The 15,878-nt window shown below is 73.5% G+C and carries 12 protein-coding genes; 4 read left to right on the top strand and 8 right to left on the bottom strand.

Features of this window, described 5'->3' with window-relative positions; all coding sequences use genetic code 11:
- Window positions 1-46 precede the first annotated feature (46 nt).
- The 4 genes from OHA65_RS04680 to OHA65_RS04665 form a co-directional block, all read right to left on the bottom strand.
- Window positions 47-1,351, bottom strand: a complete 1,305-nt coding sequence (locus tag OHA65_RS04680) for a serine hydrolase domain-containing protein (protein ID WP_328761677.1) — start codon at window positions 1,349-1,351, stop codon at window positions 47-49.
- A 114-nt stretch (window positions 1,352-1,465) separates the two neighbouring features.
- Window positions 1,466-2,308: an NlpC/P60 family protein gene (locus tag OHA65_RS04675; RefSeq protein WP_371645852.1), complete on the bottom strand. Its 843-nt coding sequence runs from the start codon at window positions 2,306-2,308 to the stop codon at window positions 1,466-1,468.
- A gap of 178 nt (window positions 2,309-2,486) precedes the next feature.
- Window positions 2,487-6,371 carry a helix-turn-helix domain-containing protein gene (locus OHA65_RS04670; protein WP_328761673.1) on the bottom strand — a complete coding sequence of 1,295 codons (3,885 nt, stop codon included), beginning with the start codon at window positions 6,369-6,371 and terminating at the stop codon, window positions 2,487-2,489.
- A gap of 176 nt (window positions 6,372-6,547) precedes the next feature.
- Window positions 6,548-6,913, bottom strand: a complete 366-nt coding sequence (locus OHA65_RS04665; RefSeq protein WP_327285987.1) for a hypothetical protein — start codon at window positions 6,911-6,913, stop codon at window positions 6,548-6,550.
- Between the two features lie 348 nt (window positions 6,914-7,261).
- Here OHA65_RS04665 and OHA65_RS04660 point away from each other — a divergent pair, with 348 nt between their 5' ends.
- Together OHA65_RS04660 and OHA65_RS04655 are read left to right on the top strand one after the other, a co-directional pair.
- Window positions 7,262-9,364, top strand: coding sequence for a SpoIIE family protein phosphatase (locus tag OHA65_RS04660; RefSeq protein ID WP_327281801.1), 2,103 nt, complete (start codon window positions 7,262-7,264; stop codon window positions 9,362-9,364).
- A gap of 70 nt (window positions 9,365-9,434) precedes the next feature.
- Complete coding sequence (locus OHA65_RS04655) at window positions 9,435-10,451, top strand: endonuclease/exonuclease/phosphatase family protein (protein WP_405754609.1); 1,017 nt, start codon at window positions 9,435-9,437, stop codon at window positions 10,449-10,451.
- Window positions 10,452-10,453: 2 nt separating this feature from the next.
- Here the strand turns inward: OHA65_RS04655 and OHA65_RS04650 are convergent, their stop codons facing one another.
- On the bottom strand, window positions 10,454-11,329 hold the full coding sequence (locus OHA65_RS04650; RefSeq protein ID WP_405754607.1) for a RimK family alpha-L-glutamate ligase: 876 nt from the start codon (window positions 11,327-11,329) through the stop codon (window positions 10,454-10,456).
- A gap of 85 nt (window positions 11,330-11,414) precedes the next feature.
- On the bottom strand, window positions 11,415-11,858 hold the full coding sequence (locus OHA65_RS04645) for a nuclear transport factor 2 family protein (RefSeq protein ID WP_405754606.1): 444 nt from the start codon (window positions 11,856-11,858) through the stop codon (window positions 11,415-11,417).
- 116 nt (window positions 11,859-11,974) lie between these two features.
- On the opposite strand from OHA65_RS04645, the gene OHA65_RS04640 reads away from it, so the two are divergent.
- Both OHA65_RS04640 and OHA65_RS04635 read left to right on the top strand, forming a co-directional pair.
- The gene (locus tag OHA65_RS04640) at window positions 11,975-12,544 is read left to right on the top strand and encodes a PadR family transcriptional regulator (protein WP_327281797.1); all 570 of its coding nucleotides are present in this window, start codon (window positions 11,975-11,977) and stop codon (window positions 12,542-12,544) included.
- A complete protein-coding gene (locus tag OHA65_RS04635; RefSeq protein ID WP_327281796.1) occupies window positions 12,531-13,322 on the top strand; it encodes an SGNH/GDSL hydrolase family protein in 792 nt (263 codons plus the stop codon). The genes OHA65_RS04640 and OHA65_RS04635 overlap by 14 nt, the downstream gene beginning before the upstream one ends.
- 28 nt (window positions 13,323-13,350) lie before the next feature.
- On the opposite strand, the gene OHA65_RS04630 is transcribed toward OHA65_RS04635, so the two are convergent.
- On the bottom strand, window positions 13,351-14,622 hold the full coding sequence (locus OHA65_RS04630) for a low temperature requirement protein A (RefSeq protein ID WP_327281795.1): 1,272 nt from the start codon (window positions 14,620-14,622) through the stop codon (window positions 13,351-13,353).
- 172 nt (window positions 14,623-14,794) lie between these two features.
- Complete coding sequence (locus OHA65_RS04625; protein WP_327281794.1) at window positions 14,795-15,490, bottom strand: aspartate/glutamate racemase family protein; 696 nt, start codon at window positions 15,488-15,490, stop codon at window positions 14,795-14,797.
- Between the last annotated feature and the right edge of the window lie 388 nt (window positions 15,491-15,878).

Genomic DNA, 15,878 nt, shown 5'->3' with positions numbered 1-15,878 from the left:
CGGGGTGCCGCCCGGCGCGGAGCACCGGGCGGCACCTGCCCTTCGGTCAGCGCGAGCCGTGCTCCGGGAGGTCCTGCTCGGCCGGGGCCGCGGTCAGGGGCGGGACCAGCGCGAAGCTGCGCTTGGCGGTGGGGGCCGTCGGCCCCTTCTTCCCGCAGAACGCGCCTTCGAGCGTGCCGCCCAGGGCCGTGTTCGCGGCGCCCCTGTTCGAGGTGTTCGCCACCGCGGCGAGGCTGCGCTTCCCGTCGCGGGTCGCGAAGGCGTACGTGTAGAAGCCCTGCACGGTGCCCGTGTGCCCGTACACCGAGGTACCGCACGACAGGTCGTAGCGGCGCAGGCCCAGACCGTAGAAGCGGGTGTTCGTGGTGTCGGTCGGGGTCACGTTGAGCATGGCGTCCAGCATGGCGGGCGCCAGCAGCTTGCCGCCCAGCAGTGCGGACATGAAGGTGTTCAGATCGGCCGCGCTCGAAATCATCGCGCCGGCGGACTGGGCCCAGGAGACCGTCTGCTCGGTGGAGTCCACCAGCGGCGCCTCGGCCTCGTCCGGGGTGAGGTAGCCGTGGAGGTGCGCACCCTTGATCTTGGTGGAGGGGTGCACGTACGAGGTGTTCTTCAGCTTCAGGGGCTTGATGATGCGGGTGTCGTACTCCTTGGCCACGCCGTGCCCGGTGGCCTTCTCGATGAGCATGCCGACGACCACGAAATTGGTGTTGGAGTAGTTGTACGAGACGCCCGGCTCGGTCGTGCGCGGCTCGCGCAGCGAGAGGGCGACCAGCTCCTGGTAGGTGAAGACCTTGTTCCGTACGGCCTCGAAGCCGGGCACGGTCTTGTCGAACATGACGTTCGTGTAGTCCGCCAACCCGCTGCGGTGGGTGAGCAGGTGACGCACCGTGATCCGGTCGTCCGGCAGCAGACCGGGCAGGTACTGGTTGACCGGGGCGTCCAGGCTCAGCTTCCCCTCGTTCACCAGCTGGAGCAGGACGACGCTGGAGAACGTCTTGGTGACGCTGCCGATCCGGAAACGGCCGTTCAGGTCCATGGCCGCACCCGTGGTCCGGTCCTGCACGCCCACCGCGCTGGTCAGCGGCGCGCCGGAACCGGTGATGCGGACCATGGCTCCGGGCGCCCCCGCCGCGGTGGTGTTCTTCAACGCCTGCGTCACGGCTTCGAGATCGGGCGTCGGCGCGGGTGCGGGCGCGGGTGCAGGCGCAGCGGTCCGTGCGGCGGGACCGGCGAAGGGGCTCGCGGCCGCGTGGGCGGCAGTAGCCGGCACCACACCGGCCACCACGGCGAGCAGGGCGGCGCTGAGAGTCAGGCGACGGTCGAGAGGCAGGCGCACGTAGTTCCTCAACTAAGAGATGGTGGAAAGGGTTTCGCGGCCGCGGACCCATCGCCGCAAAAGCGATCAAGTCCGCGGCCTGCGATCGTACGTGCTGGTAGGGCGGGGTCCGATCCGCCTACCGCCTCAGGAGGTGCACGTAGGGACGTTTTCCAGCCACGCGGCGCCCTGGACGTAGATGTTGGTGACCCAGGCCCCGTAGTCGGGCAGATAGGACCACGCGTCGTTGGTGTAGCCGTCGGACGTGACCTCCTCCGCGTGCTTCTGGCACTCGACGCGGATCGTCGTCGGCCCCGGGAAGGCGTAGACCCGGGCGGCCGCGGTGGACGGCTCGGCCTTGGTCCAGACGCCGGTGCCCCAAGTCCGGAACACGTGCCCGGTCACCGGCCCCGGGTCGATCCGCACCGCGCCGTAGTAACCGCCGCCCAGCCGGACGTCGCTGACCATCAGTTTCGTACCGGACTGCCGGGCCTCCGCCATCTTGCCCGCACCCAGGTAGACCGCGATGTGGTGCAGGTCCCGGGAGGTGCCCCACACCAGCAGGTCTCCGGGGAGCAGCGGGGCCGTGCCCCGGGCCGCGGTGAAGCGTTCGGCCGCGTGGTGCGTGTAGTACTGGGCGCTCGCGTCCCCGTTCAGGATGTCTGAGCCGGTGGCCTGGGCGTAGGCGTGGCGCACCAGCCCCGAGCAGTCGAATCCGAGCCGCTCGGGATCGTGTTCGCTGGCCGGATCTGTGGGGTCCACCTGCCCGTACGTCGGGCCTGGCTGCGCACCGTGGCCGCCGCCCCACGTGTACCAGACGTCGGCCGAGACCTGGGCGCAGGCGGCGTCGACCGCCCGCTCGGCGGCGGCGGACGCCCCCGGGGCCAGGACCCGGCACGAACCGTCGGCGGCCGACGCCGATGCGGGGCTCCACAGGAGGCAGACCAGGAGTGCGATGAGTGTGCCGATGAGACCGGACCGGCGAAGCATGCGGGATCCTCGATTCTCGTAGCCGTGGGTGGGGGCGCGGGGTGGGAGCGGGGTGTGAGGGGGCGATAGGGGGGAAGTGCTGCTGAACGAGCCTGCGGGCCCCGGCGCGCCCGCGTCGAGGCTCCGGCGTCACCCCACCGGGACGGGCAACGGGAAACCCCCGGGAAACCCCCGCCCGTCAGGGCCGTTCCGCCGCGCGCAGCCGGCCGATCTCCGCCAGCCGCGCTCCGGCGTCGGGGTTCCACAGCCGTACGGTGCCGTCGTTGCTGCTGCTGGCCACGGTCCGCCCGTCGGGGGAGAAGACCACGCCCCACACCGCGCTGGTGTGACCCGTCAGGGCGGCCCGCAGCCGCTGCCCGGCCACGTCCCACAACCGCACCGTACGGTCGTTGCCGCTACTGGCGAGCGTCCGCCCGTCGGGGGAGAACGCGACGGCGCGGGCGGAGCCGGTGTGCCCGGTCAGTACGGCTCCGGCCTCGAACCGCCGGGCGTCCCACAGCCGTACGGTGCCGTCGTTGCCGCTGCTGGCCAGCGTCCGGCCGTCCGGGGCGAAGGCGAGGGCCCGGACCGCGCCCGCATGGCCGGTGAGCGTGGCCAGCTGCCGCCGCCCGGCCACGTCCCACAGACGTACCGTCAGATCGTCGCCGGCGCTCGCCAGCGTGCGGCCGTCCGGGCTGAACGCGACGTCGTTCGCGAAGTCCGTATGGCCCGTGAGCGTGTCCACCGCGGTACGGGACGCCACGTCCCACAGCCGGACCGTACGGTCGGAACCGGCCGAGGCCAGCATCCGCCCATCGGGCGAGAAGGCCACCGAGAACACGGTCCCGTCGTGACCGGTGAGCGTGCCCAGGGCCGTACGGGACGCCACGTCCCACAGCCGGACCGTGCCGTCGGAGCCCGCCGAGGCCAGTGTCCGCCCGTCCGGGGAGAACGCCACCGAGAACACCGTCTCCGTGTGACCCGGGAACGTCGCCGCCACCCGCCGCCCGGCCACGTCCCAGAGCAGGACCGTGTGATCGGCGTCCGCGGTGGCCAACAGCCTCCCGTCCCGGCTGTACGCGGCGTGCCAGATCTCGGTGAACGGGCGCGGGGCCAGCACCGGTCCGCGCAGGTCCCAGAGCACCACCGACTGGTCGAAGGCCGCGGTGGCCAGCATCGTCCCGCCGGAGTCCACCGCGACCGCGAGCACGTAGTCGGTGTGCCCGGACAGCGTCGAGGCCAGCCGGCCGCTGCGCACGTCCCACAGGCGGGTGGTGCCGTCTCCGCCCGCGCTGATGACCGTAGCGGCGTCCGGGGTGAAGGCGACCGCGTTGACGTCGTCGTTGTGCCCCGTCAGCGTCGCCGTCGTACGCTGTTCGGCCACGTCCCACAGCCGCACGGTCCGGTCGGCGCCCCCGGAGGCCACCGTCCGCCCGTCCGGCGCGAACGCCACCCCCAGCACCTCGCCGGTGTGTCCTCGAAGTTCGCCGAGCGGGCGGGCCGCCACCGGATCCCACAGCCGTACGGTCCGGTCGTCGCCCGCCGACACCAGCGTCCGGCCGTCCGGCGCGTACGCCAGGGCGTTGACGCGCCCGGTGTGGCCGGCCAGCACCGCGACCGGAGCCCCGCCGCCCGCGGGATCCCACAGTCCGACCGTCCCGTCGGCGCCCGCCACGGCGAGCGCGTGCCCGTCGGGGGCGAAGGCCACGGCCCGCGCGTCCGTCGTCTGGGCGGGGAGCACCGCGATGCCGTGTCCGTCCGTGCCCCACAGCCGTACCGGACCGTCCGTGGACGTCGCCGCGAGGCTCCGACCGTCGGGGGCGAACGCGACCGCGCGCACCCGGCCCGGCATGGTCAGGGCCACCGTGGTCCGCCGGTCCTCGACCCGCCGCAGCAGCACCTTCCCGTCGGAACCGGCGCTCGCCAGCAGCTTGTTCCCCGGGGCGAACGCCACCGCGTTCACGGGACCGCTGTGCCCGCCCAACCGGGCGAGGAACGGCTGGGCCTGCGTACTCAGCAGGGCGCCCCGCGCCTCGGGCGTCGCCGCGGTGCGGTACGCCTCCTCGGCCAGCCGCATCGAGGCCTCGGGCTGGCCGGCGGCGAGGGACGTCGACTGCACGGCGAGGGCCTGCGAACGGGCGGTGCGCTCCTGGCCGAGGGCGCCCTCCCGCTGCCGGTACGCCAGTGCCCCGGCGGTCAGGGCCAGGGCCAGCAGGACGACGAGCATGGCCAGCATCCGCTGCTGCAGCCGGACCTGACGCCGGGCCCCGGCCCGGCGGGCGTCCTCCGCGGCCCTGCTCGCGCGGAGGAAGGCCGCCTCCGCGGCGCCGAGCCGGCTCCTGCCGTCCGGCTCGCCGGCCCAGGCCCGGGCGCCCTCCAGCCGGGCACCGCGGTACAGGGCGGACGGATCGCGGCCCTCGCGCTCCCACTCCTCGGCCGCACGTGCCAGTTGCCGGTGGACCAGCAGCCCGTCCCGGTCGGCGTCGATCCAGCCGCGCAGCCGCGGCCAGGCGTGCAGCAGGGCCTCGTGAGTGATTTCCACGGTGTCGCTGTCCAACGTGATCAGCCGCGCCCGGACGAAGGCGTCGAGGGCCGCCTCGGCCCGGTCCGCAGCGGAGAACCTCTCCATCAACACGGTCCGGCCCGTGCGCCGCCGTGTCGCCCCGGCGTCGTCGGCGACATGGACCAGCGCCACCAGGATCCGCCGGATCGTCCGCTGCTCGGCCGGGTACAGGCGGGCGAACGCGCTCTCGGCGGTGTGCGCGACCGCGCCCTGGATGCCGCCCGTGTCCTCGTACCCCGCCACCGTCAGCGTGGCTCCCTCGCGCCGCTGCCAGGTTGCCATCAGCGCGTGCGACACCAGCGGCAGCGCACCGGACGGCGTGTCACCGGGCCCGGCCGCGGGGGCGGCCGTTCCGGGCTCCGCGCGCAGGCCCGCGTCCCGCAGCAGCAGCGGGACCAGCCCCGGTTCGAGGGCTAGCCCAGCGAGTTCCGCCGGGCGGGTGATCGACTCGCGCAGCTCCGCCACGGACATCGGGGGGAGGACGAACAGCCCGTCGGTGAGGACCGGGGCCAGCTCGGGCAGGTCGAGGCAGCTGCCGGTGAAGTCGGCCCGTACGCCGAGCACCACGACGGCCGGGTCGTGCGCCCGTGGCCCGGGTCCCGCGGCGGCCAGGGCGCACAGGACGCGGACGAAGCCGCGCCGCTCGTCCTCGTCGGAGCAGAGGGTGAAGAGTTCCTCGAACTGGTCGACGATCAGAACCGGCCGGACGGTGGGCCGCCCTCCCTCTCCGGCCCCCGCCGGGGTGTCGTCCGCGAGGCCGTGGACGGCTTCGAGCAGCAACTCCGGCCGGGCGCGCAACTCCCGTACGGTGATGCCCGGATCGCCGCCGAGTGCCTTCGCGGTGCAGTCCAGCAGCTCTTGGAGCGGATGGGCGGTCGGGGTGAACCGGACGACCGGCCACCCGTCGGCGCCCGCCATCGGGAAGCCTCCGGTGCGCCGCAGGGCCGGTACGAGACCGGCGCTGAGCAGGGACGACTTGCCGGCGCCCGACCGGCCGACGAGCATCAGCGGGCCGCTGCCGATCCGTTCGAAGACCCGCTCGGCGAGGGCGGCCGTCACCCCTTCGCGGCCGAAGTACCAGCCCGCGTCGCGCGGGGTGAACGCGGCGAGGCCGCGGTAGGGGCACTCGCCCGCCGACTGCGGTCCGTGCGACGGCCCATGCGACGGCCCATGCGACGGCCCGGAATCCGCGCCGGAACCCGACCGGGCCCGCGGGACTTCCGGATCCGGGACCAGCTGCAAGAGGGCGCCCCCGGCCTCCAACACCCGGTCGCAGCGCAGCGCGACGTCGTGGGTGACGCGCTTGGCACCGGTCTCGATCTTGCTCAGGTAGCCCTTGCTGTAGTGCGTCCGGCGGGCCAGATCGGCCAGTGACAGGCCGCGTTGCACCCGCAGCCGCCGCAACTGGACGGGAAAGGACGCGACGGAGCGCTCGGCGGCCCCAGTGGCGCCGTCGGCTCTGTCGGCCTCGGGTGAATCGTGCTGGTGATCGGCGTTGCGTCCGCGGTTCGGGTTCCCCACGGCATCCCCCATGGCACAGCGAGCCCAGGTCGTGAGATGGAAGGTCCCAGGCTACCGCGGGGGTCGGACGGCGCAGCGCGCGTCGGTCCCCGCGCGGCGGGAAACGCGCGAGCACGGAAGCCTCCCGGAGCCGCCGGGGGAGCGGCGGATCCGGGAAGCTGCGAACGGGTGCTCGGTTACGGACGGTTGAGGGTGATCGAGTTGATCGGACCGAGGTCGGCGTAGACACCCGCCCCCTCGGCGATGGGAGACCCGCAGCCCGCACCGTTGGAGCCGGTGCACAGGCTCGCGCTCGCCCCGCCGTACTGGTTGTTCAGGACCCAGTGGTTGCCGTACTGGTTGCTCAGGTTGTGGGCTCCGTAGCTGTAGAAGATCTGGCTCGGCTTGACGGCCGGGTTCTGGTTCTGCGGGTAGATGCAGACCGCCCCGTACGGACAACCGGCCCAGTCGTCGGCGGGCTTGGCGTCGGCCGCGCCGCCCAGTGCCACGACGGCCGCTGCGGCGGTGGCGAGCGCGGCGGCGCCGCGGATCATCTTGCGCATCATGTCCCCCTGTTGGGTTGCCTCGGTGATGTCGACGTGTTGACGACTTCAGCCTTGCCCCGCCGCCGCAAGTGGTCGACGGGTTTCCTGTTGCCCACTCGGAGGGCGGACCGGGAAACCGCCCCCGACCTGCCCGGCCGGCCGCGCGAGGTCAACCCGGCGGAGGCCGCGCAGACCGGCGCCCGGCCCGCCACCGCGGGCCGTCACCGGTGGTCACCGGCCGGCTCCCGTGCGCCGCCGTGATGTCCTCCTTTGCGATCGCGGGCAGAATTGAGGGGGCAGCCCGTGTCCGCCGTGCGGGCGCCGGTCAGCCACGCGCGCCAGGCGTGCGCAGAAGGGGGCCCGCCGATGCCATCGGAACGGCTGGGGGGCGCGCCGGATCCCGGCCCGATCCGGTCCGAACCGGGGTCCTTGCTGGAGCACGTGGTGGTGGCCGTCTTCGGCTTCGACGACGAGGACCGCATCTGTTATTGGGGCCCCGGCGCACACAACCTCTTCGGCCACGAGGCGGCGTCGGTGCTGACCCGGCCCGCCGCGCAGCTCTTCCCCGAACTGACCCCCGGCGAGGAGCCCGGCGCGGCCGCGCACCTCGCGGAGCGGGCCCGGACCCTCGGCTACTGGCGCGTACGGCTGCCCGCGCTCCACCGGGACGGCAGCGTGTTCGACTGCGGTTTCCGGGTCTTCCCGATGACCGGGGCCTCAGGGGCCTCCGTGGTCATCGGTCTGGCGAGCCGGGGCGACGAACTCGACCGGGTGAAGACGAACCTGTCGTTCCTCGACGCCCTCTTCGAGACGTGCCCGATCGGCCTGGTCATGCTGGACGAGGAGCTGCGCTACGTCCACCTCAACCAGGCCCTGGCCGACATGGACGGCGTCCCGCTCGACGCACACCTGGGCCTCCGGATGGCGGACGTCATGATCACCACGGACGGCGGGGAGTACCAGCGCATGCTGCGGAGCGTGGCCCACGAGGGCCGGACCGTGGTCGGCACCCTCGTGGGGCTGCGCACACCCGGTCACCCCGACCGCGACCAGGTCCGCTCCGTCAGCTTCTTCCCGCTCAGCGGCACCGGCGACACGCGGCGCGGCGTGGGCGGACTGCTGCTGGACGTCACCGACCGCGAGCGGGCCATCCTGGAGGCGACGGCAGCCCGGCAGCGCCTCGCCCTGCTCGACCGGGCCGCGGCCCGCATCGGCACCACCTTGGACCTGAACACCACCGCACGGGAGCTGGTCGAGGCGGTGGTCCCGGAATTCTGCGACGCCAGCGTCGTCGAACTCGTCGAGTGGATGGACGAGACCGAGGACTTCGATCCGGCGCTGCCCGTGACCACCCGCCGGATCGCCTCCGGCACGACCCTCGCCGAGCCCGCCGTCGAGCTCGTGAGCGGCCTGGAGCGGGTCACGTACCCGCCGGGATCCAACATCCACCAGATGCTCAGCACGGGTCGCCCCCTCTGTTTCACGGTCGACGAGGACTTCGTGACCCGGACCGTCGTGCACCAGCAGCGCGCCCAGCTGCTGCTGGACAGCGGCCTGGCCTGCATCCTCATGGCACCGCTCATCGCCCGCGGCACGGTGCAGGGCATCGCCATGTTCGGCCGCTCCGCCACCCGCCCGGCCTTCGCCGAGGAGGACCTCGGGCTCGCCGGCGAGCTGGCCTCCCGGGCCGCCCTGTGCCTGGACAACGCCCGGCTGTACGGCAAGGTCCAGGACATTGCGCTCACCCTCCAGCGGGCCCTGCTGCCGAGCGCCCCCGCGGCGGGCCCGTACGTGGACATCAGCCACCGCTACCTGCCCGGAAGCCGCGCCGCAGAGGTCGGCGGCGACTGGTACGACGCGATCGCCCTGCCCGGCGACCGGGTGGCCCTTGTCGTCGGCGACGTGATGGGACACGGCGTACCTGCCGCAGCGGCCATGGGCCGGCTGCGGATCACCGCGAAGACGCTCGCCCGCAACACCCCGGAGCCCGAAGCCCTGCTCGAAGAACTCGACGCCTGCGCCCAGGAGGCCGGCATCGAGTGGGCGACCTGCCTGTACCTGCTCTACGACCCCCACACCGGCCGCGCCCGCATCGCCAACGCCGGGCACCCGCCGCCCCTGGTACGGCACCGGGACGGGAGCGTGCACACCGTCGGCGACGAGCCCGGCGTCCCGCTCGGAGTGGGCGGCGTACCGTACCGGTCGGTCGAGGTCGAACTTCCCGAGGGCGCCGTCGTGGCCCTGTACACCGACGGCCTCATCGAGGCCCGCGGCCAGGACATCGACACCGGCATGGACGCGTTGCGCGACCAGCTGCGCGCACCGCTGGGCTCGCTGGAGGAGGCGGCCGACCGCATCCTCGCCAACCTGCTGCCCGAGACGGCGACCGACGACACGGTCCTCGTCCTCGCCCGGCTCAGCGCCGTTCCCGGCCGCGCGCCTGCCGGGCCGACCGGGCCGGTGACCTGAGCGGGAACCGGACCGTCGCGCGGGGCGTCGTCGTACGGGCGAGGTCGTGCGGTCGGTCCCGCTGTGGGGGATGCCGAGCCGGTCGGGGGAGCAGGGGCGCGTGGGCGAGCGGTGGTCGTGGGGGTGGCCCGGGCAGGGGTCTTGGCGGTGGTCGTGGCGCGGGCGGGGGCGCGTGCCCGCCGGGCTCGCGGTCCTCGTCGCCTGCCTGCTGGTCTTCCACGGCGCGGTGCCCGACGTGCCGGGCCGCCCCGGCAGCCTGCTGGAGACGTTCCTGCCCTGGCTCGGCCTGGCCGTCCCGGTCCTCGCGGCACTGGCGCTGCTGCGCCGTTCCGCCGTGGCCGGGTGCGCGGTGCTGCTGCCCGCCGCGGCCTGGCTGGGCCTGTTCGGCGGCTTCCTGCTCCCCGGCGACGACCGGGCACCCGATCTCCTCGCCGTCCAGCACAACGTCAGCGACGAGAACCCCGATCCGGCGGGCACCGCGCGCGCCCTGGCCGGGACGGGGGCCGATCTCATCGCGCTGGAGGAGCTGACGCCCACCGCCCTGCCGGCCTACGCGGCGGGTCTGGCGCCCCGGTACCCCCACCACGCGGTGGAGGGCACGGTCGGACTCTGGTCGAAGCATCCGCTGGCGCAGGTGCGGTTGGTGGACATCAGGCCGTCGGGCGTGGGGGAGGGCTGGAACCGCGGACTGCGGGCCACCGCCCGTACGCCGCACGGCGAGGTCGCCGTGTACGTGGCGCACCTGCCCTCGGTACGCCTCGGCCCGGCGCACGGGTTCGGTTCCGTACGGCGCGACGAGAGCGCGCGCCTGCTCGGTGCCGCGATCGCCGCGGAGCCGGCCGGGCCGCTGATCCTGCTCGGGGACCTCAACGCCACCGTGGACGACCGGGGGCTGGACCCGGTCGCCTCGCGGCTGGACCCGCCGGGCCCGGACTTCGCGTTCAGCTGGCCCGCGTCGCTGCCGCTGGCCCGGATCGACCAGGTCATGACCCGCTCGGCGAGCGTCACGCGGGTCCGGTCGCTGCCCGCGACGGGCAGCGACCACCTGCCGGTGGCCGCACGCATCAGGTGGCCCGGCTCCCGCTGAGCTCAGCCGGCGGTGGCGCGTTCCTGGACGAGGTCGGTGAAGCGCCGCAGCCCGTGCTCGCCGTGGCCCATGAAGAGGTTGGGTTCCACGAGCTCCAGTTCCATCACGACCGGCGACCCGTCGTCCGCCGACGCGATGTCGACCCGCGCGTACAGCGGGGCCCCCGCCCCGGGGACGGCCGCCAGCGCGGCCCCGGCCAGGGCCAGTTCGGCCGCGGACGGCCGGTGCGGCACCAGATCCGGATGCGGTACGCGGTCGTTGTCCACCACTCCGACGTCAGTGAGCACCGGCCCCTTGCGGATCGCGTGGCTGAACGTGCCGCCGAGGAAGACGAGGGCCCGTTCGCCCTCGTCGATCCGGGTCAGGTACGGCTGCACCATCGCGGTCGATCCGCCCGTGTGGAGGGCCGCGATGTGCCCGGCCGCCAGGTCGTGGTGGTGCTCCGCGTACCGCGCGGTGTCGCGCGCACCGGCCGAGACGGTCGGCTTGACGACGAACTGGCCGTGCGCGGGCAGGGCGACGGCCTCGCCGGGGGCGATGAACCGGGTCGGTACGACGGGGACACCGCCGGCCGCGAGCTCCCCGAGGTACCGCTTGTCGGCGTTCCAGCGCAGCAGCCCGGCCGGATTGTCGAGCCGCGTCACGCCTTGTACCGCGTCGGCCCAGGCCAGGTACTCCGGCCACCGCTCCGGGTAGCCCCAGGTGGACCGGATGACCACGGCTGCGCACCCCGACCAGTCGAAGTCCGGGGCGTCCCAGGCCGCCGCCAGCGCATCGACACCGCGGGCACGCAGCGCTTCGAGCATCAGCGGCAGGTCGGCATCCCAGGCCAGTCCCATGTCCGACGTGGCCAGCGCCACTCGGGTGGTGACGGTCATCCGCGGTTCCCCCTCCCGGCGCCCGCGGTGCCCGCGGGCGCGCTGCGCGGCCGGTTCCCGCTGGCCCCGGCCTCTCGGCCGCAGCCTAACGAGCCGCGGACCCCTCGGCCGGTGCCGGGGCCAGGCCGTCGGCGACCAGCCCGGCGAGCACCGCCTCGCCCAGGGCGTGCACCGCGGACTGGGGCCTGACCATCACCGTGAACTCCTTGATCCGGCCGTCGTCGGCGAGGTGCAGCAGGTCGATGCCGTGGATCGCCTTGCCGTTCACCGTCGCCCGGAACAGCAGGATCTGCGACGGGGAGACGGCGCCGTCGACGCTCGTCTCGGCGCTGCCCGCGTAGTGCCCGACGTAACGGAAGTCCTCGAAGGTGCGCAGCAGCACCCCGAAGAGCCCCAGGACCATCGGTCGGCCCTCGAACGGGGTGAACTTCACGGGGCTGTACAGGCGTACGTCCTCGGTGAACAGGTCCTCCAGGGCGGCGAGGTCACGGCTGTCGACGGCGGCGCGGAATCGGTCTGCTGCGGTCACGGCTTCTCCCTGATGTTCGACTATCGCTACTCATCAATGTGACTAGTCAGATTCTTGAGTATCATGCGCAGGGTGTCCGTGCACAGGGGCGGCAGCGACGAGGAGGAGGCGATCCGATGGCTTTGCGCCACGCCGTACTGGCGGCGCTGCTGGACGGGGAACTGAGCGGGTACCAACTGGCCAAGGCCTTCGACCTCGGCGTGGCGAACTTCTGGCACGCGCTCCCGCAGCAGCTCTACGCCGAACTGACCCGGCTGGAGAAGGACGGGCTGGTCACGGGCCGCGAAGTGGTCCAGGACGGCCGGCCCAACAAGCGCCTGTTCACCGTCACCGACGCGGGCCTCGCCGAGCTGGAGCAGTTCACCGCCTCAGCCGCCAAGCCCTCCTCCATCCGCGACGACCTCGTCGTCAAGGTCCAGGCCGCCGACCACGTCGACACCGCGACCCTCATCGACCGGCTCACCGAACGCGCCGCGTTCGCCCGGGCCAAGGCCGAGCTGTTCGGCGGCCTGCTGCGCACCATGCGCGGCGACCGCACCGAGGAGGACTTCCTACGGTACGGCGAGCGCGTCGGCCCCTACCTGACCTGCCTGCGCGGTCTCGCCTTCGAGCAGGGCAACCGCGACTGGTGCGAGCGCACGATCGCGGTCCTGCGGGAGCGGGAGGCGGCCCGTGCCGGACGCTGAGCACCCCTACCGGTACCTGCGGTACGTCGCCCTGGGTGACAGCCAGACCGAAGGCGTCGGCGACGGTGACGACACCACCGGCCTGCGCGGGCTCGCCGACCGCCTCGCCGAACACCTGGCGGTCCACAGCCCCGGCCTGCGGTACGCCAACCTGGCCGTCCGGGGCAAGCTGGCCGGGCAGGTCCGCGCCGAGCAGCTCGGCCCCGCCCTCGCCCTGCGCCCCGACCTGGCCACCGTGGTCGCCGGGGTCAACGACGTACTGCGGCCGCGGTTCGACGCCGACGAGGTCGCCGGCCACCTGGAGGCGGTGTTCGGCGCGCTCACCGCCCAGGGCGTCCGCGTCGCCACGCTGACCTTCCCGGACCTCGCGCGGATCACCCCGCTCGCCCGCCCGCTGGCCCCGCGCGTGACCGCCCTCAACGACCGGATCCGCACGGCGGCCCACCGCCACGGCGTGGTCCTCGTCGAAACGGGACACCATCCGGTGGTCACCGACGCCCGCCTGTGGAGCGCGGACCGGCTGCACGCAGGCCCGCTCGGCCACGAACGGATCGCCGCCTCGCTCGCCCACGCCCTCGGCCTGCCGGGCAGCGACGACTCCTGGACGCACCCGCTGCCGCCCGACCCGGCGGCCCCGTCCACCCTCGCCGCCGAACTGCGCTGGGCCGCCGCGTTCCTCGGCCCGTGGCTGGGCAGACGCTTGCGCGGGCGCTCCTCCGGCGACTCCCGTACGGCCAAGCGCCCGGACCTCCTCCCCGTGACGCCGGCCCTCCCGTAGCCGCTCCGCAACGGCTCCGGCGCGCGGGTCAGGGCCGCGGTGCGGCCGCCGTCCCGAGCCGGTGGCGGAGCATCCTGCGCGCGTAGAGCAGGTGCGCGATCGGCTCGGCGGCCAGGAGCATGACGACCAGCCAGGGCGTCAGGTGGCCGGCGGCCCACACGACGAGCAGCGGAAAGCCGATACCGGGAACGGCCCACACGGCGACCGAGGCCGGCGAACGCCCGTAGCGCAGCGCGATGCCGGCGTGGGCCGCGTGGTAGAGGGCCAGGCCGCCGGCGAGGGCCCACACCGCACCGGTCGGAAGACGGGCGTGGTCGGCCTCCTCGACGGCGGTGGCCAGGCCCGCGGCCATGCACAGGACGCCCGCGGTCACGAAGAAGTGCAGGAAGCCGTCGACGTCCCGGGCGAGAAGGTAGGCCTGGCGGTCATCGGCCTTGGCGAGCATCAGCTCGGCCGAGGTCGAGCCGAAGTCGAAGTACGACCACCAGAGCGCCGCGAGCAGCACGAACCCGAGGACGCCGACGACCCCGGCCCGCGGCGTCCAGGCATGGTCGGCGGAGGTCACCAGCGCGATCACGGATTCGCCGAGCACGATGATGACGAACAACCCGACGCGCTCGACGATGTGCCCGGTGTCCAGCCGGCCGGGGAGCCCGCGGCCGCGCGCCGTGAGCAGCAGCGCCATCTCGGCCGCGATGAGCACGGCCCACACCGCGTACTGCCACGGTGCGGGCACCGCCGCGGAGGCGGCCCACAACAGACCGGACGCCAGGCAGTAGCTCAGGGGTCGCCAGCGCGGGACGCGTTGGGGTTCGGGGTACCGGGTGGCCGGCCACCACAGTCCGAGCAGCACCAGCCGGGTCCCGGCGTACCCGAGGGCGTAGACGGAGCCGCGGTCCGTGTCGGCCTCGGGTACGGCGCACGCCATGACGGCGATGCAGAGCATGGCCGACAGCATGAGCAGCCTGCGGCGGGCGCTGTTGTCGACGAACAGGTTCGTCGAGACCAGCAGGTTGATCCACAGCCACCAGGGCGGGAAGTAGAGTCCGAGGAAGACGGCGAAGTCGCGCAGGTCGGGGTCACCGTGGAGCCGGTGCGAGAGCTGGGCGGCGAGGGCGACGAAGACCAGGTCGAAGAAGAGTTCGAGCCAGTCGGCGTGGCGGCCCTCGCCCTCCGCTGCGTGCTCGTCCGCGTGGCCGTCCGCCGCCTGGCCGTCCGGGCCCGCGCCCGACTGAGGTGTGCCCATGGCTCCGCCCGGGTCCGTGCCGCCGCCTTCGCGGCCTGCTTCTTCGTACGGCATCACGGTAGGGCTGGTCGAGGGCGCGTGACGCGGCGAGGGGGCCGACTCCGCGACGGGGACCCCGTCCCGATCGGATTCCCCGGAGCCGGCCGATCCGCGCGGCGGCCGGGTCGCGCGGGAAATGGCGGGACGGACCGGCCGGGTCCGTACGTCGACGGATCCCCGCCCACCGCTACGTGGCCGACAGCGCCGCCTCGACCGCGGCTTCGGCGTGGATCCGTGCGGTGGGGAAGACCGGCACGGGGCTGTCCGGGGCGCCGATCAGCAGCTCGATCTCGGTGCAGCCGAGGATGATCCCCTGGGCGCCGGCGGCCACGAGATCTGCGATGACCCCCTGGTAGGCGGCGCGCGACTGCTCGCGGACGATGCCCAGGCACAGCTCCTCGTAGATCACCCGGTGGACGAGTGCGCGCCCGTCGGCGTCCGGGACGCACACCTCCAGTCCGGCCGTCGAGAGTCGGCCACGGTAGAACTCCTGTTCCATCGTGAACGCGGTGCCCAGCAGGCCGACACGGGTCAGGCCGGCCGTCTTCACGGCATCGGCCGTTGCATCGGCGAGGTGCAGCAGAGGTACCGAGATGGCCGCCTGGACGTGGCCGGCGACCTTGTGCATGGTGTTCGTGCAGATGAGCACGAGGTCCGCGCCGGCGGCTTCCAGTCGCCGGGCCGCCGCCGCGAGCAGTTCGCCGGCTTGCGCCCACCGGCCCTCGGCCTGGAGCTGCTCGATCTCCGCGAAGTCCACGGAGTACAGCACGCAGCGGGCCGAATGTAGGCCCCCGAGCCGGTCGCGGGTGAGCTCGTTCAGCAGCCGGTAGTACTCGGCGGACGACTCCCAGCTCATTCCGCCGAGCAATCCGATCGTCTTCATAAGCGGATACAGTAGCATCCCTTGTCATCCATAAGGATGACTTTGAGTTCTTGTCTCCCGTCTCCTGTAGGCGCCCGCCGCCTGCGCCCGGTTTCCCGGGGAGCCGGCGGCGGGCGCGCGTGTCAGGACTCTGCGGACCCTTCCCGCATGACGTTCTGGAAGGCAGTCATACACGCCATGCAGTGGTGGTCCGTTTCGGCGCTGCCACCCGACTGGAGGGGGCGGCCGCAGAGGGTGGCCCGGCGGTCCCGGGCGACGACGTGCCATACGAGGCCAGGCCCTGAGGCCGCCTCACCGACCTGCATTTCATACATGAGAGTGCTCCATGTGGTGGACAGCTCTTGTACCCACCAAAGCAGTGCGCGGCGCCGCAAGCCTGACGGGTGAG

It is taken from the genome of Streptomyces sp. NBC_00045 (assembly GCF_045041095.1).
Taxonomy (GTDB): Bacteria; Actinomycetota; Actinomycetes; order Streptomycetales; family Streptomycetaceae; genus Streptomyces.
Note: the sequence above shows the minus strand (reverse complement) of the source record. Positions and strands in the feature narration are given on the sequence as shown.